Annotated in this window: 17 protein-coding genes; 3 read left to right on the plus strand and 14 right to left on the minus strand. The window is 65.2% G+C overall.

The genetic code is table 11. The features are described 5' to 3' along the window. Positions 1-97: 97 nt before the first annotated feature. From ABIC51_RS35420 to ABIC51_RS35465, 10 genes are all read right to left on the minus strand, one after another. A complete protein-coding gene (locus tag ABIC51_RS35420; protein WP_027792581.1) occupies positions 98-502 on the minus strand; it encodes a cupin domain-containing protein in 405 nt (134 codons plus the stop codon). Between the two features lie 4 nt (positions 503-506). Next, positions 507-986 (minus strand): carboxymuconolactone decarboxylase family protein, encoded by a 480-nt coding sequence (locus ABIC51_RS35425; RefSeq protein WP_027792582.1) that lies wholly within the window; start codon positions 984-986, stop codon positions 507-509. 155 nt (positions 987-1,141) lie between these two features. Then, positions 1,142-1,642 carry an Ohr family peroxiredoxin gene (locus tag ABIC51_RS35430; RefSeq protein ID WP_354006942.1) on the minus strand — a complete coding sequence of 167 codons (501 nt, stop codon included), beginning with the start codon at positions 1,640-1,642 and terminating at the stop codon, positions 1,142-1,144. A gap of 295 nt (positions 1,643-1,937) precedes the next feature. After that, on the minus strand, positions 1,938-2,396 hold the full coding sequence (locus ABIC51_RS35435) for an MEKHLA domain-containing protein (RefSeq protein ID WP_226257432.1): 459 nt from the start codon (positions 2,394-2,396) through the stop codon (positions 1,938-1,940). An 83-nt stretch (positions 2,397-2,479) separates the two neighbouring features. Further along, on the minus strand, positions 2,480-3,283 hold the full coding sequence (locus tag ABIC51_RS35440) for a lipid II flippase Amj family protein (RefSeq protein WP_027792585.1): 804 nt from the start codon (positions 3,281-3,283) through the stop codon (positions 2,480-2,482). A 222-nt stretch (positions 3,284-3,505) separates the two neighbouring features. After that, positions 3,506-4,510 carry a DedA family protein/thiosulfate sulfurtransferase GlpE gene (locus tag ABIC51_RS35445; RefSeq protein ID WP_119336817.1) on the minus strand — a complete coding sequence of 335 codons (1,005 nt, stop codon included), beginning with the start codon at positions 4,508-4,510 and terminating at the stop codon, positions 3,506-3,508. 181 nt (positions 4,511-4,691) lie between these two features. Beyond that, entirely contained in the window at positions 4,692-5,963 is a 1,272-nt protein-coding gene (locus tag ABIC51_RS35450) for a DUF3734 domain-containing protein (RefSeq protein WP_146254358.1), read from the minus strand. Positions 5,964-5,973: 10 nt separating this feature from the next. Next, positions 5,974-6,756: a 3-hydroxybutyrate dehydrogenase gene (locus ABIC51_RS35455; RefSeq protein WP_174392296.1), complete on the minus strand. Its 783-nt coding sequence runs from the start codon at positions 6,754-6,756 to the stop codon at positions 5,974-5,976. Between the two features lie 15 nt (positions 6,757-6,771). Beyond that, a complete protein-coding gene (locus ABIC51_RS35460) occupies positions 6,772-7,551 on the minus strand; it encodes an acetoacetate decarboxylase (RefSeq protein WP_081072653.1) in 780 nt (259 codons plus the stop codon). A 370-nt stretch (positions 7,552-7,921) separates the two neighbouring features. Next, complete coding sequence (locus ABIC51_RS35465; RefSeq protein WP_060194533.1) at positions 7,922-8,923, minus strand: bestrophin family protein; 1,002 nt, start codon at positions 8,921-8,923, stop codon at positions 7,922-7,924. A 226-nt stretch (positions 8,924-9,149) separates the two neighbouring features. Between ABIC51_RS35465 and ABIC51_RS35470 the strand changes: the two genes are divergently transcribed. Continuing rightward, entirely contained in the window at positions 9,150-10,358 is a 1,209-nt protein-coding gene (locus ABIC51_RS35470) for an NAD(P)/FAD-dependent oxidoreductase (protein WP_146254304.1), read from the plus strand. Between the two features lie 112 nt (positions 10,359-10,470). On the opposite strand, the gene ABIC51_RS35475 is transcribed toward ABIC51_RS35470, so the two are convergent. Next, complete coding sequence (locus tag ABIC51_RS35475) at positions 10,471-10,971, minus strand: Ohr family peroxiredoxin (RefSeq protein ID WP_027792592.1); 501 nt, start codon at positions 10,969-10,971, stop codon at positions 10,471-10,473. A gap of 290 nt (positions 10,972-11,261) precedes the next feature. Then, positions 11,262-12,779, minus strand: coding sequence for a MocR-like pyridoxine biosynthesis transcription factor PdxR (pdxR, locus tag ABIC51_RS35480; RefSeq protein ID WP_060357020.1), 1,518 nt, complete (start codon positions 12,777-12,779; stop codon positions 11,262-11,264). 192 nt (positions 12,780-12,971) lie between these two features. On the opposite strand from pdxR, the gene ABIC51_RS35485 reads away from it, so the two are divergent. After that, positions 12,972-13,715 (plus strand): SDR family oxidoreductase, encoded by a 744-nt coding sequence (locus ABIC51_RS35485; RefSeq protein WP_091921770.1) that lies wholly within the window; start codon positions 12,972-12,974, stop codon positions 13,713-13,715. Positions 13,716-13,795: 80 nt separating this feature from the next. Continuing rightward, positions 13,796-14,833: a LysR family transcriptional regulator gene (locus ABIC51_RS35490; protein ID WP_027792595.1), complete on the plus strand. Its 1,038-nt coding sequence runs from the start codon at positions 13,796-13,798 to the stop codon at positions 14,831-14,833. 92 nt (positions 14,834-14,925) lie between these two features. Here ABIC51_RS35490 and ABIC51_RS35495 read toward each other — a convergent pair whose 3' ends face one another. Together ABIC51_RS35495 and ABIC51_RS35500 are read right to left on the minus strand one after the other, a co-directional pair. Then, a complete protein-coding gene (locus tag ABIC51_RS35495; RefSeq protein WP_226128962.1) occupies positions 14,926-16,230 on the minus strand; it encodes a HipA domain-containing protein in 1,305 nt (434 codons plus the stop codon). Further along, complete coding sequence (locus ABIC51_RS35500; RefSeq protein ID WP_021158233.1) at positions 16,220-16,504, minus strand: helix-turn-helix domain-containing protein; 285 nt, start codon at positions 16,502-16,504, stop codon at positions 16,220-16,222. Before ABIC51_RS35500 ends, ABIC51_RS35495 begins: the two co-directional genes overlap by 11 nt. Positions 16,505-16,575: the final 71 nt, after the last annotated feature.

Raw genomic sequence — 16,575 nt, forward strand, 5'->3', positions numbered from 1 at the left:
GGGGCGGGGGGCCGGGTCGCCGCCCCTCCTGCTGGTGCTTCACGCGGGCCGCGGCCCCCGGCGCCCCGGCCCGGCCGCCCCCGCGACGACGATTACCTTACTTCACGGGGGTGAGGACCGGCGCGCCTTTGTTCTTGATCAGGAACACGACGAATTTTGCCGGCTTCGTGCTGCTGGCATTCCGCCCGACCGTGTGGACGTCCTCCGGGCCTTCGTGGAACGTGTCGCCGGCGTGGAGCGTGACCTCCTTGCCGCCGTTCAGGCCCATCACGATGCTGCCGTCGAGCACGTAGACGAACGCGTGCGCGTCGTGACGATGAACGGGGTCGACGCTGCCGGGCGGATAGTCCACGACGATCATCTGGACTTCCTTGCCCGGATACTCGGGCAACGGCTCCGTGGTCAGCGGCGTGACCTTCGCTTGCGGTGCGGCGACGGCCGGCTGAACGGCCATCAGCAGCGACGATACCAGCGGCGCGAGTACGAGCATGATGCGTTTCATGTCGTCACTCCAGGTTGGCCTTGTCGAGCCCGAACATCTTGTCGAACGATCCCGGCGCGATGCGGAATGCGACATTCAGCCGGTTCCAGCTATTGATGGCGCCCACGAGGACGGTGAGATCCGACAATTCCTGCTCGGAATAGTGTTCCCGTACGCGTGCGTAGAGATCGTCCGGCACGCCATGCGCAGGGAGGCGGGTCAGTACCTCGGTCCATTCCAGCGCGGCGCGCTCGCGGGGTGAAAACAGCGTCGATTCGAGCCAGATCGCGACGTGATGCAGGCGCAATTCACGCTCGCCATGAATCTTTGCCATCTTGATGTGCATGTCGACGCAGAATGCGCAGCCGTTGAGCTGCGATGCCCGGATCTCGACGAGCTCGCGGACCGGCGCCTCGATCGTCGTCTTCTGAAACAAGCCGTCCAGCTCGATGAGCTTCCTGACCAGTTCCGGCGATTGCTGAAAGTAGTTGATACGTTGCGTCATGATCTGTTCTCCTGATCGGTTGAAGCGGTGCCGTGGGCGCGTCGGATGGCGATTCGCCGCAGCACCTGCCCGGCAACCATCGTAATCGTGCGTCCCGGGAGCTAGTAGTGCCGGCAAGGTGCGCACTCTGTTGCCGCTTCCGAACCAATCGCCCATCATGCCGACACGGCGATGAAGCCGCATATGCCTTGTCGTGCCATCTTCGTATAAGGACAGAGACGTTCGGTGTCGCGTACGAGACCTTCCGCGACGGGCAACTCGACACCCGGCATGCGGACGGTGACGTTGGCAACCAGCGCATATCCGCCATCTACCGGATCGCGGCCGAACGAGACTTCGACGGTGACGGTCGTTTCCCGGACATCGACCCGCGCGCGTTGCGCCAGCAGGCTCAGCGCGCCGTGAAAGCACGCGGCGTAACCGGCGGCAAAAAGCTGCTCGGGATTGGTGCCGCCGCCCGGGCCGCCCAGTTCGGCGGGCAAGCGCAGATCGAGGACGAGACTGCCGTCGTCGGATTTCGCGACGCCCGATGCACGGCCGTGCCTGGACGTGCCGCCAGAGACCGTGACCGTGGTCGTGTAGAGCGGGGAGAATTCCTTCCCGCGATATTTGTCGAGCAGTGTCAGCGGCGGAGGTTGCAACCTCTCGTTCTCCATATGCCTCCCGGTTGCCGGTATGGCCAACGCGAGCGGCTCTCGAACCTTGGGTATCGAGGCGATGCGTTGTTCTTCGAAGCGAATCAGCGCAACGGCGCAGCGCTTGCCTGCCAGTCAATCCCCACGAGCGCCATCCCGTCGATGGACCACACGTACTTGCATGCTAGGCAAAGACGAGCCGACGCACCAGATCGACTCGGGATGCATGGTGTTGCCCGGTCCGCACCAATGCAGTCGATGGAAGGGTAGGGCGTGCAGGGCGGCCAGACCCTGGTCCAGACACCGGGTCGTCCGATCAGATGTCACGCGTGCGCGGGATGACAACCGCCTGGCCGTGCAGTGTGCCGTTGGCGTCGAGCAGTTGCCACAGCGTGGCTTCCTCGATCATGAAGCGCTGGCCTGACTTGGTGACCCGCACGCCCTTGTAGCCCGCCTCGTAGCCGAGCCGCTGTACGCGTGCGAGGAATTGCTGCCGCTCCTCGCGATTCGGGGCTTCTGCTGAGAGTCGGGACGGCAGTCGGGTGATTTCATCCCAGCTGTACCCGAACCGGCGCTGCGCGGCCTTGTTGCCGTAAATGAAGACCGGGTCGGGATCGGTGTTGTGCGCGAGTACCGCGAACGGCGCACGCTCATAGAGCCATTCGGTAGCTTCGTCCACGGGCATGGCTTGAGGCACCAGGGGGCGGCCAAGCAGCCGGGCGTAGCTGTCGGCAAGGAGCTGATAGAACGCTGGATCGCGATGGAGTGGAATCATCTGGGACATCTCGGCGGAGATTGTGGGGCCCGTCTGACTGTGAGGGTGCTTACGATACAGCATCTGCAGACGACTATTCCTGGTTAAATGATTTCCGCAACACGGACAATGACCAACGCCGCCGGAACGAGCGCCGCCTGAGCGCACAGCGTGCCGAGAACCCGCGCACCGGCGAGCGTCGTGATGGCCCGCCGGAAGCTGTTTTCCGATATCCGGCCTTCGATGACATCGTCGGTCATGACAGAAACCTGCGGGTCGATGACGACGGCCAGCACCACGGTCGCGAAGCCGTTGATGACGGACGACAGGTTCGCGCATGTCACCCTCAGGTCGGGTTTCAGGTAACCCGCATACAGCGACGCGAACACACCGACCGTCCAGATCGCCATGGCTGCCACGTTCAGCACGATGACTTTCCAGGACACGCCGGTGCTCGCGGTCAGTTGCGTGACGTTGTGGCGGGAAGGCAGTCGTGCGCCCACGCGAAGATAGTTGACGCCGGCGCGACTGCAGGCGTCCACCAGCAGCCGCGGAATCGAACGGTTCACCTGAAAGTGTTCGACGGCGCGGCTGAAATAACGCTGGAAAGTCGGGATCAGGAATGCGCCGGCAATGCTCGCCACGGTGGCGCTCAGCAGGAAGAGCCGAAAATCGGTGAGCAGCCCGCTGCCCATCCGATGCGCAATATCCATTTCGACCCGTTTCGCGATGAACGGCCCCTGAAAGGAGTTGGCCGTCCGGGAAACCAGCGCGATGATCCCGAACAAGGAAAACGACAGGGCGATCCGGCGCGTTCGAACGCCGGCGATCCGCACCGCATAGGCCAGTGTCGCGATCACATGGATGACGAATGTAAGCCCGCAAATGATCCAAAGCTGACTGTCCATGCTGTGACGGCGCGTTTAACGGAGGCATGAGTGTACCCGAGCAAAGTACCGGCCCGGTTGTCGCGAGGCGCGCAGTCGCGGGAGCGCAAGGCCCGGCTCGTCGAGGATCGGGGTGGGAGGACGCGCGAAGCCGGGGCAGCAAGAGTCGTGATGCCGATTCGGTCGTCCGCCGCACGAGCCGGGCGATACGCGCTGCTTCGGCGCATGAAGGCGCCATGGCAGTCATTGCGTGAAAAGCTGCTGCCCGGCGGCGCCGATTGCCGTGTCGTTCATCGCGATCATCGGTTCCACGTCGAAACCCGCGACACGCCATGCCTCGATGCCGCCGGTGAGCGGCAATGCGAGCTTGACGCCGGACAGCCGCAACTGCCTGGCCACCGACGCAGCAGACGCTTCGTGCGGACACGCACAATAGATGACCAGCGTCCGGTTCGTTCCATAACGCTCCATGATCTGGCGGGGCTGGCGTTCATCGGCGATCAGCGCGCCCGGAATGACAAACGGATCGCGCGTTCTCCATTCGGCGGAACGGATATCGATCACGGCCGGCCGCGGCTTGTTCGCGAGCAGCGCATGCAATTCGCCCGCGCTGATCCGCGCCTTCCCGAGCGCATTTGCCATCATCTGCCTGCGGCAGTAGCCATACAGAAAGTACAGCACCGGGGCGATGCCGATCACGACGAGCGCTTGCCAGCCGAGACGGGCGACAGTCGCGAAGATCGCATCGATCTGCGACGCGAACAGCGTGCCGATGGCGAGGCCGATCGACGCCCACAGTGCAATGCCGGCGCAATCGTGCAGGACGAAGGCGCGCACCCGGACGGCCATCGCACCGCAGAGCGGAACGGCAACGAGCGAAAGGCCGGGTACGAACCGCGCAACGACGAGCACGCGAACGCCCCAGCGCCCGAAAAAGCGCTCGGTCGTCGTGACGCACGCTTCGCGCGACGGCGACAGGCCGCAGACGGTGTGAAGCGTGCGCTTGCCATACCGTTTGCCTCCCTGGAACCAGACCAGATCGCCGAGCAGGCCGCCGATCACCGCGGCACCCAGTATCGTCAGGAAATGCAGCAGCGTCGACGACCCGACATGCGTGACGAGCGCGGTGCCCGCACCTACCGTGATCAACGTCGGTATGGCAGGCAACGGGAGGCCGAGCGAAGACCCGAGCACGTTCAGGAATACGACCCATGTGCCGTACCGCGCGATCAATTCATGCGACATCATGATGCTCTCCTTGAGGCTGCCGCGTAGCCGGCCCCGAGGGCCGGCCTTGGCGCCGCCTGATCCGGTCTTGCAGGGCGGATGCGTCGAGTCGGGGGCAGTACCGGCCGGGCCGCCCGTCACGCGATGCGGCGCTTGAACTTGAACGACCGCCTTGCTGCCCCGTGGCGAGTGTGGACGCGCGTTACCTGGCGACGGACGATTCCTGCTCCGGCGAATGTTGCCGTGCCGGCAACGCATCCTTGCCCGACCAGCCTGGTTCGTCGACGTCCTGCCGATAGCGGTGCACGTCCCGCGTGACGAAGCCGATTTCCCGGCTCGGAATCTCGAACCACTCCGGGTGCCCGAAGGTACGGCGAATGTCCTCGAGGCCGCTTGCCCAATGCTCGCGCATCGTGTCCTTGCTGAACTCGTAGTCCTTGTAGTGCCCCTCGAACGTCTTGTTCTTGTAGATCAGGTGCACGACGTTCACGGCGCTGCCGTCCGCCGTTTTCTGCGCGTCGCGCAGCAGCGGGTGGGCAAGCCGAACGTGTTCGGGAATGTGTTCGAGCAACGCCTTGATCATCTGGGCGTGCTTTTGGTTCTGCGACATGAACGCGGTGATGGCGCGCGTGCGGCTCGAATACTGAATGTCCTTGGTGCGCTCGCTGACGTCGAGAAAGTCGCCCGGCAGCTTGCCTCGCGCGCTCCACAGGTCGAGCTGGAACACGAGCGTGTCCTTGTGCTGGCTTTCCCGGATGATCTCGGTGAGCGGCGTGTTGGACACCAGGCCGCCGTCCCAGTAAAACTCGCCGTCGATCTCGACGGCGGGAAAGCCCGGCGGCAATGCGCCTGACGCGATGAAATGCTCCGGCGCCAGACGCATTTTCGAATTGTCGAAATAGACGAGATTGCCCGTCCGCACGTTGACCGCGCCGACGGAGACGCGAATGTTCCCGTCGTTGATGCGATCGAAGTTCGCGTACCGCAGAAGCGTGTCGCGCAAAGCCGACGTGTCGTAATAGCTGACCTGGTCGGGACGCTTCCTGCCGAATCCGCCGAAAGGCGCATGCATGCGCGGAGCGAAGAATCCGCCCTGGCCTTCGATCAGTGTGCGCGTGGCGGCCCATGCGCTCGACCACCTGCGCCCCACGTCTTCAAGCCCCGGCCAAGCCGACAGGTACGCGCCGACGTGCGAGAGCGGGTCGGTCGGCTGGCTGACGGTGTTCCAGAAGCCGCGCAACGCTTCCGTGCGATCGGCAGGCGCGTTGCCCGCGATGATCGCGGTATTCAGCGCGCCGATCGAGACGCCGGCGATTTGCGTCGGTTCCACGCCGACCTCGGCCATGCCTTCATAGACGCCGGCCTGGTATGCGCCCAGGGCGCCGCCGCCCTGCAGCACGAGCCCGATTTCGTCATAGGCGGGGAGCTCGATCCGATGGGGCTGCTTCAGCTTGTTTCGCTGGCTCGGTTGCATGGTGTTCTCCTTACTGCATGAACCAGCCGTGGCTGACCACGATCGATTGTCCGGTGAGTGCGTTCGACTCGAAGCCGGCCAGGAACGCAACCGTGTTCGCGACGTCGGCCACCGACGTGAATTCGCCGTCGACCGTTTCCTTCAGCATTACGTCCTTGACGACCTGCTGTTCCGAGATGCCCAGGACTTTCGCCTGCTCGGGAATCTGCTTGTCGACCAGCGGGGTCCTGACGAAGCCCGGACACACGACGTTCGCGCGGATGCCGCGCGCCCCGCCTTCTTTCGCGACGACGCGCGCGAGGCCGAGCAACCCGTGCTTCGCGGTCACATAGGCGGACTTCAGCGGCGACGCTTCGTGCGAATGCACCGAGCCCATGTAGATCACCGAGCCGCCCTTGTTCGACGCGTACATGTGCCGCAGCGCGGCGCGGGTCGTCAGGAATGCCCCGTCGAGGTGAATGGCCAGCATTTTCTTCCAGTCGGAGAACGTGTAGTCCTCGATCCGGTTGACGATCTGGATGCCCGCATTCGACACGAGCACGTCGATGCCGCCCAGCCGGTTCACGGTGTCGGCCACGCCCGCATCGACGGCTTCCTCGCGGGTGACGTCCATCGCGACCGCCGATGCTTTCCCGCCGCCGGCGACGATGTCGTCGGCGACCTGTCGCGCTGCCGCGAGATTCAGGTCGGCGATCACGACCGTCGCGCCGTCCGCCGCGAGCTTGCGCGCGCACATTTCGCCGATACCGCTTGCTGCGCCCGTTACGAGCGCGACCTTGTCATTCAGTGCCATATGTCCTCCGGGAGCTTACTGGTTGACCGCGAGCTTCAACGGCTCGGCGGGGGCGAGGTAGTCATGGGCGACTTCGCCGATATCGAGTGTGAGATTCGCCATGACGTGACGCGCGCCGATCACCTTGCGAACCGGCAGATCGGCAACCGATGCGAGCGCATGCGGACGCAGCTCGAGCGCGGCGGGCCCCTCCCATGCGCCGATCACGTCGACGTCGCGCAGGAAGAAACGCACCAGTTCGCAGATGCGCGCCGAGCCGTCGACGTGCGGAATGACCTTGAGCAGATAGTTGGGCGTGTCGGCGAGCTTGCGCCGCTCCGCTGCCGTGTCGAGCGCGCGGTACTTGTAGCCCATCGTGCCGGTGGCGATGCGCTGCGTGCCGTAGTCGAGCGTGCCGAGCAGCGTGTCCTTGCCGTCGATGCAGAGCCTGGGCGAGGCCAGTTTCTTCGGAAATCCCCAGATCTCCCGTCCGGCTGCGATCGGGCCTTCGTCGTCGAGGTACATCGAGTGCGTGAAGTTGGCCCGGTTGCCGTCCGCGTCCAGAACGGAGATCACCTGACCGCTTTCCGTGTAGTCGCCGAATCCCGACGAATCGGGCATGCGGATGAACTCGTAGTGAACGACGGCATGGTCGACCGTCAGCGGTGCCGGCACGACGGCACGGAGGGCATCCAGGTCCGTCTCATACGAGATGATGAAGTACTCCCGATTGACGAAGCGGAAGGGCGGACGCGGATACGCCGGGTTGGGGACGGGCATCGCGAACGCTTTGCTGCGGATATCTTCTTCTGTCACGGATCGTTCCTCGGTAGGTGAGGTGCCGGGGGCACCCGTCGCGACGGCGTTTACCGTCGCGGCCAATGACGCGTGAAGACGCGACGCGGCGCGGATTCGCCGCATGGTTTCGCGCGTTGCGCTTGCGGTGTCGTTCCTGTGTCCCGGAACGCACCGGGCAGCATGTACGGCCACCGTCAGCGCCAAGCGTAGGCGATGCGGTCGCGCGGCAGTAGCGCCGCGAAGGACCTCACCATGTTGTCTCGGCGACAACAATCGACGAAAGGAGGATTGCCCGGCAGGGCACGCGGTGCGGCCCGAACGACGGCATCGACGGCGGCACGTGCAGCGTGAATTCGTGCCGAGCGGCGTCGGAAAGACGCTGAACGCCCTATAGTGCGATGATCGTGCGGCTCGACGATTCGCTTTCGTGTTCTCCGAGCATCGCCTTCAGGTCGCGCTCGATCGTGCTGCACAGCGTTGAAATGGGCACATCGTTCGCGCCGCCTTCAAACGGATTCTCGGTGCTTTCGCCCACCTGTTCGAGCGACGTATACATCCATGAAACGGCGACGCTGCACGGCACGACCAGCCATACCATGTTGCCGTGCATGAAGCCGCTCACGCTGTCGTTCAACCGATTGAATTCGTTCAGAAGACCGAATGGAAGCGAAAGGCAGAAGAACCGCACGAACAGCGAGCTGACGGTCGCGTACTGACGCGGATAGGGGAAGTTCTTGAATCGCTCCGACCTCGACTGGAGATCGACGAAGTCCCCGATCGTCTTTTGAAGCTCCATGTAAAAACCCGAATTCAGCTGGCCGGCCAGGTAAAGCGTCTTGAGCGACGTACCTTGAAGGCTCAGCACGCATGTCGTGATGGAGGAGGACGACAGCGCCTGCGCCGTTTCCGCGGGAGACAGGTATTGGGGTAGCAATTCCCTGATGTCCTTTTCCCATTCGGGAACACGATAGAAGCGGCGGTACTCCGCGTTGTAGCGTTTGGTCGTGCTTTCCCAGACCCGCGGGCGACGCAGGTCGTATCGCAGCGCGGTCAGCCAGGCGAGGTGGCGGTATACCAGCTTTCGGGCAACCTCTTCATCCGCGACGAAGTCGCGCGCAATTTGTCCCCAGCGGCGGCTCTTGCCCAGGATGCCGGTCCAGATTTCGAGCGCGTCCGCTGCACGGTTGTACGTCTGGACGTTCTTGAAGCCGACGATGAACGACGTCGCGGTGCCGAGGAGCACCACGATCGTCAGGGGGATCGACAGCCACGTGATCGAAAAGAACTTGTACAGCACGACCGGAACGGAACCGAAAATGAGCAGCTCGTAGATCTTCCAGCGCGTCCAGATCAGGAATTCCGATAGCTTGTACGATCTTCCGAGATGCATTTCATTTGCCTCATCGACGATTCAGGTGGGTGACGAAGGGGGGGCAGCAACGCACGAACTTCGCCGCACATCATGCCTGTGATCGATTCCGGTGACATGCGATCGATTGGTGCCGCAGAGGCAACATCGTGAGCACGGTTGCGGATCTACTGCACGCGGCAGCATCCCCCTACGATGATTTCGCGCGGCGGATGGCCGCTGTCGACATCAACCGAGGGCAATGATCATGTCGCAGAAAATCCTGATAGTGGGTGCCGGTTTTGCCGGCGTGTGGGGCGCACTGGGCGCGGCTCGCGTGCTGGACAGTGCCGGCGTCACGGGCAGTGACGTTGAAATCACGCTGGTTTCCCCGAAGCCGGAATTGCAGATCCGGCCGCGGTTGTACGAAAGCGGGCCGCAGCAAATGGCCGCGCCGCTGCTACCGCTGCTCGATGCCGTCGGCGTGAAATTTATCGAGGGCAGTGTCGAGGAGATCGACGTTCGCGAGAAGACGGTCGGTGTTGCTTGCGCCGACGGCGAGAAGCGCCTGATCGCGTATGACCGGCTGTTGCTGACCAGCGGCAGCAAGCTGAGCAGGCCGCCGGTGCCGGGGCTCGCGGAACACGCGTTCTCCGTCGACTGCATCGAGGACGCGGTCGAACTCGACGCGCACTTCGCGACGCTCGCGAAACTGCCGGAATCGCCGGCACGCAATACGGTCGCGGTGGTCGGCTGCGGCTTCACGGGTATCGAGGTCGCCACCGAGTTGCCCAAGCGATTGCGCGAGTGGTTTGGCCCGGATGCGAAGAGCCGTGTCGTCGTGATCGGCGCGCAGGACGACATCGGTCCCGATCTCGGGCCCAATCCTCGCCCGTACGTCGCTGAAGCCTTCGATTCGCTGGGCGTCGAAGCCGTGCTCGGTTCGCGCGTCGTGTCGATCGCGGCCGACGGCGTTCGCACCGCGTCGGGCACGCATATCGAGGCGATGACCGTGATCTGGGCAGGCGGAATGCGTGCCAGCCCGCTGGCGGCGCAAGTCTCGTCGCATCTCGACGCGCTCGGACGTGTCGCGGTCACGGCCGATCTTCGGGTCGCCGACGCACCGCACGTGTTCGTGGCGGGAGACGTGGCGCGGGCACGGTGCGACGACGACGGGCACGATGCATTGATGTCGTGCCAGCACGCGATCGTGATGGGGCAATTCGGCGGACACAACGTCGCCGCGGATCTGATCGGTGTGCCGACGCTGACGTACCGCCAGCCGTTCTATGCGACATGCGTCGACCTTGGCGAGTGGGGCGCTGTCTACTCGGAAGGCTGGGATCGGCAGATCAAGCTGACGCACGCGGAAGGAAAGGCGCGCAAGCAGATGATCAACACGCAGTGGATCTACCCGCCGGCGCCGAATCGTACCGACGCGCTGGCAGCGGGTAATCCGCTGGCATCGTTCGGCTGATCGGTCGGCGCCCCGCGCGTGTCACGAGATGCGCGGCGGGGCGTGCAGTCACGCGGCGGCGGCTGAAGGGTGTCGGCGAACAAGACGCCGCCGCGGCACGCAAGGCGTCGATTCAGTCGACGACGGTCATGATGTTGACGGTGCCTTGCCGCGCCATCTTTGCATACGGGCACAGGCGCTCGGCGGTGCGGACCATTTCCTCCGCGAGGCTGCGATCGACGCCAGGCATCCGCACCCGAACGTCGACGAGCAATGCAAAGCCACCGTCCATCGGGTCGCGGCCGAACGACACCTGCACTTCCACGGCCGTATCGGGGGCCTCCATTTCGGCGCGTTTCCCGAGCAGATTGAGCGCGCCGTGGAAGCACGCGGCGAACCCTGCCGCGAACAACTGCTCCGGATTGGTCCCGTTGCCGGGCCCGCCGAACTCGGCGGGCAGGCGCAGGTCGACCGCGAGATTGCCGTCGTCGGAGCGGGCCACGCCGGATGCGCGGCCGTGTCCCGTCTCACCGCCGGAAACGGTGACGGTCGTCGTGTAAAGGGGTTGAAAGTCACGGCCCCGATACCTGTCGAGGAGAGACAGCGAGGGGGCCTGCAGCTTCTTGTCATCCATGATGCTTGCTCGAGTTCAGCGACGCGCTTCGACGGTCGAAACGTCTTGCGAAGGGGGCTGCACGCCCCACGCGAATTGCGTCTGCCGCGAATGGTGGGTGTCGAGCGATCGTATGACGAATACGGCAATCGCCCGGTGCAGCCTGATTCCTGGTTCGTCCACGAAAGAACGACGTTTCCATGCTAGAGGCGTGCACATGGCGGCGGTATAGCCGTTCAGGGCGATTGTCTGTTTCCCGTCGGACACCAATCCGGAACCCGGCGCGACGGGCGCAGCCGCGAATTCGTGCGTCAGCGGTCCAGGCACGCGCGCAGCGTGTGCGCGTGACGGTGCGCTTCGGCCGCATCGACGATGTTCGCGAACCCGATGACGAGCCCGCGCGGCGTCTGCCGCGTGTGGCTGTTCGTATACCAGATCGAGAGCGGCAGGATCGCAAGGCCCGCTTCGCGGGCGCGCGCGGCGACGGCGACGTCGTCGACCGGCCCGTCGGGCCCGTCCGGGAACTGCACCGCGAACTGGATTCCGCCGGGCGGCAGCTCGACGATCAGCCGCTCGCCGAATGCCTGCCGCAATGCGTTCACGATCAGCGTGCGCCGCTCGCCGTACAACGCACGCATGCGCTTCAGGTGCCGGGCAAAGTGCCCCTGTTCGATGAAATCCGCCAGGGCGGCCTGCAGCAGGGTCGGCGAGCCGGCATTCATGCTGCATGCGACGCGATCGACACGCTCTACCGCGCGCTCGGGCACGACCGCGTAGGCGAGCCGCAAACCGGGATACATCGCCTTGCTGAAGGTACTGCAATAGATCACGTGATCCCGGCGGTCGAGACTCTTCAGCGCCTGCAGCGGGCGGCCGAGATAGCGAAACTCGCTGTCGTAGTCGTCCTCGACGATCCAGCCCGACGTCTTTTCCGCCCAGTCCAGCAGCGCGATGCGCCGGGCAAGCGACAGGGTGTGCCCGAGCGGGCTCTGATGCGACGGCGTCACCAGCGCGAAGCGCGCGTGCGCGTCGAGCTGCTTGCCGCGCTCGACGTCGATGCCCTCGGCGTCCACCGGTACCGGAACGAGCTGCACACCGGTCTCGGACAGGAAGGTGCGGGCCAGCAGGTAGCCGGGATCCTCGAACCATACGCGATCGTTCGGCCGCGCGAGGCTGCGCAGCACGAGTTCCAGCGTGGCGCGATAACCGCCGGTGATGAACACCTGTTCCGGCACGCAGGTGACGCCGCGCGACAAGCCGAGATAGGTGGCGATGTGCTCGCGTAGCGGCCGGTAGCCGGCCGGATTCGGGTAGCCGAGCAACGCGCGTTCGGCGCTGCGTGCACGTTGAGACACGAGCCGGTGCCACACCTTGCGCGGAAACGCGTCCAGTGCGGGGAGCCCCGGTTGCAACGGGCGCGGCTCGCCGCTCAGCGCGACCGCGATCGGCTGTGGGCGGCGCGGAGGCGGAATCTCGCGCGACACGCCCGGCACCCGGAGAGGGGCGTCGTCGGGGCGCCATGCCTGCTCGTCGCCGCGCGCGGGCGTCGGCCGCGTCAGCGATTTCGGCAGGGACGGCGAGACGAACGTGCCGGCCGCGCCGCGCATTTGCAGATAGCCCTCGTCGACCAGGATCGTGTACGCCTGCTCGACGGTGCCGCGCGCCGTGTTCAGCTGCGTCGCGAGGCCGCGCAGCGCGGGCACGCGGTCGCCGGGGCGCAGATGGCCCGCCGCGATCGCGGTTCTGAATCGCTCGCAGATCTGCAGGTAGATCGGCAACTGATGGTGCCGGTCGATTTCGATGGTCAGGGCGGGCGTTTGGGCGGGCATCACGGTCTCGTGGGCGACGGGAGCGGACGGCATGGACCAGTCCGATCGACGATTCTTGGCACTGATGGATAGGACATGATTCTTCCACAATTGCGCCATGCGATGCGACGGTCATGACCGTTTTCATCGGAGGCGGCGAGCGTCACACGCCGCGCGCGTTCCAGGAAAACCCTTTCGTCAGGAGATTTTGCGATGAAGATCGTTGTCATCGGTGGTTCGGGCCTGATCGGCTCACGCGTCGTCACGTTGCTCGGCGAGGCAGGGCACCAGGCGCTTGCGGCGTCGCCGCGCACCGGCGTCAATTCCATCACGGGCGAAGGCCTGACCGACGCATTGACGGACGCCGACGTCGTCGTGGACGTCGCGAACGCGCCGTCATGGGAACCGCAGGCGGTGCTGGATTTCTTCCGCACGTCGGCCCGCAATCTCGGCAAGGCCGAAGTGGCCGCAGGCGTGCGCCATCACGTCGCGCTGTCGATCGTCGGCTGCGACCGGATGCCGGAGAACGGCTATTTCGCGGCCAAGGTCGCGCAGGAACAGGCGATCGAGGCGGCCGGCGTGCCGTACACGATCGTGCGTGCCACGCAATTCATGGAGTTCATCGGCGGCATTGCGGATTCCGGCACCGAAGACGGGACCGTGCGCATCGGCGACGGACTGTTTCAGCCGATTGCCGCGGAAGACGTCGCGGCGCTGCTCGCGCAGATCGCGCTGGCCGGGCCGCTGAACGGCACGGTCGAGATCGCGGGACCGGATCGCGCGCCGTTCGCGGAGATCGTCGCGCGCTACCTGAAGTCGGTCGGCGACACGCGTGCGGTGGTGACCGATCGCGAGGCCCGCTATTACGGCGGCCGTGTCGAGGAACGATCGCTCGTGCCGCTCGGGGCAGCGCGGCTCGGCAGCATCGGCCTGGACCGGTGGCTCGCAGGAAGCTGATTCGCGTGTCGAAGGTGGGGGTGCAGGCGTACGCCTGCGACGGGCAATCGGGATGGGCGGGATGTCTGGGGGCAGCGGAAATGAATCGATCGGATACGTCGGAGCACGGCGTTCGTCGCGACTTGCCAGGGCGCGCCGACGCGTTGTCGGCCAGCTTCGGTGCAAGCTACGCGGGCATCCTTGCGTTCGTCGCGGTGGCGAGCGAGGGGAGCTTTACCAAGGCCGCCGAACGTCTCGGCGTCGGCCGGCCGGCCGTGAGCCGCAACGTCCAGAAGCTGGAGGCGCAGTTGAGTACGCGGCTGTTCCAGCGGACCACGCGCATGACGGAACTGACCTGCGAAGGCCAGCGATTCTTCGAGAACTGCCACCAGGGCGTGGCGCAGATCGTCGAAGCCATGAACGACATGCTGGAACTGCGGGAGGGGCCGCCGCGCGGCCTCATCCGGATCAGCTCGGCGGTGGGTTTCGGCCGGAAGATCGTTGCGCCGCTGCTGGAAACGTTTGCGAAAGCCTACCCCGACATCGTCATCGATCTGCTGCTCGACGACCGGCCGGTCGATCTGGTATCCGAACGAATCGACGTGTCGTTCCGCAATGGACGCATCGAGGATTCGAGCATCATCGCCCGGCAACTGATCCCGATGCAGATGGCGCTCTGCGCGTCGCCGTCGTATGTGGCCGCGCACGGCCTTCCGCAGAGTCTGGAGGATCTGGGCCGGCACGAGTGCATCAACTTTCGTTTTGCGAGCGGCCGCATATTCGAATGGGAGTTCAACGTCGACGGCCGCGTGCAGAAATACCTGCCGAAGTCGCGGCTGACGTTCAACGACGCGGACCTGGTGCTGCGTGCGGTCCTGAACGGTTCGGGCATCGCGCAGATGGCGGGTTACCAGATCCGCGACCATATCGCTTCGAGCGAACTCGTCGTCGCGCTGGCGCAGCATGTGCCGGAAGATCGCGGCCACTATATCTGCTATCTCAGCCGGCAGCATCTTCCGACGCGCATTCGTATCTTCGTCGACTTCATGACCGAGCAGATACGCGCACTCGACCTGAACTGCATGACCCGGTTCAATCCGGATGTCGCGGTTGCGTCGCCGACCGGACTCGCGGCGTGACGAGCCTGTGAAGGGCATTCACCACGGGCCGGGGCCGGTTCGTCAGGCATCGGCCGCGGTGAGCGGACGGCACGCGACCCGTGCGCGGCCGCTTACCCGCGCCCCTGCCGCAGCGCGCGGCCCATCTCCGCGATCGGCATCGAGACGATCGAGTTCAGCAGGCGCATTTCCCCGGCGTCGGGGCGCGCGACCTCGCGCACTTCGTCGAGCGTCTGCGCGACGCTGCGATCGAGCGGTTCGAGAAAGCGCCGCAGCTCGTTTTCGGCTGCCTTCTCCCTGAGCCCGAGCGCGTGGCCGAACGCGACCAGCGCGCCCAGGTCGATGTCGGCGAAGCGCGCCGCCGCGCCGAGCGGCATCGTCAGCTCGCAGTGCGGCCAATGATCGCCGCGATGATCGGGCCGGTGCGTGGGCGTGAGATAGACGACCGTGCTGACGATGTCGTAAAACGGCGCGAGCCGGTAGCCGCGCGCGTCGACGAAGAACGACAGGTTCTTCAGGTGCGCGTCGCCGTTGCCGACCACCACGTTGAAGATCGTCCAGCGGAACACCGACAGGCGCGCCAGCGCGCGCGTGCTGGTCTGCCCGATCGCGCGGCCGAGTTCTTCCGCGTTCGCGCGCTGGTACTTGAAGCCGCGATCGTAGTTCAGCAACTGCATCGCATCGATCGTATGCAGCCGTGCGGCCGGCTCCGACGCGGTATCGCGGTCGAAACGGTCGATCACGTAGCATGCGGACGGCGCGCGCAGAAAGTGCACGTCGGGCACGTCGAGGCCCATCCGCTTCGCGAGCTTCATGCAGAAGAACTCGTTGATCGCCGAATGCGGATAGCCGGCGGCGCGCATGTCCGGTTTCAGCAGATGCATCGACGGTTCGCTGCCGACCGGCTCGAACAGCGTGTAGTCCGGCGCGTCGCCGCGCAGGATCAGCAGCAGCTTCTGCTGCGCGCCGGCCGCCGACATGCGCTTGGGCGCGGTGGCCGTCAGCGCGCGCTCGGGCATCGCCTGGATGCGGCGTTCGAGTTCGTCGAGCGGGAGCGGCTGCATGCTGCCGGCCGCTTCCTGCTCGCCTTGCGCGAGCAGCGTGAGCGCGCCGGCCGATTCGCGCCCGAAGTACGCGAGCAGGCCCCACGCGTCGGCGGCGTCGACCCTGGCCTCGCGCGCAAGCGACGTGCGCATGCCTTCTTCCGGCAGCAGGTTGTCGAAGAACCACTGGACCGGGCGATCGGTCGAGGTATCGATGAAGGTGCCGGCGCGCAGCGGGAAAGCGGGGGACAGCGGGTACGCGCGTGGCGATGCCAGCCACTGTGCGTCGTACGTGAACGACCAGACGCCTTTGTCGTCGGTCAGCGCGCCCATGCGCAACCCGTTCGCGGAGGCGATCAGCGTTCTACTCGCCATGGCGGCTCCTGCGGCGTTGCGCGGCCTTCAGCACGTTTGCCGCCGAAATCTCGATGGACGATTGCGCGAGCAGGGTGATGCCCAGTTCGCCGAGCAGCAGCAGGATCTTGCCGACCTGCGCGGTGGGTTTCCCGGCCTCCACCTGGCTGATGAATTTCGGCGAAAGCCCCGTGGCGTTCGCGAGTTCGTCCCGCGTAAATCCCTGCTGGAGCCGTGCCGCGCGGATAAGGTTGGCGAGTGCGCCGATCGTGCCGACGGGCAGGATCTCGTGCATGACGTCCTCCGTGCTTCGTATCTGATCGGGAACAGTATTGCACAACTCGTTGGCGCAGGCATCAATTCGTA

It is taken from the genome of Burkholderia sp. 572, from assembly GCF_040545135.1.
Taxonomy (GTDB): domain Bacteria; phylum Pseudomonadota; class Gammaproteobacteria; order Burkholderiales; family Burkholderiaceae; genus Burkholderia; species Burkholderia cepacia.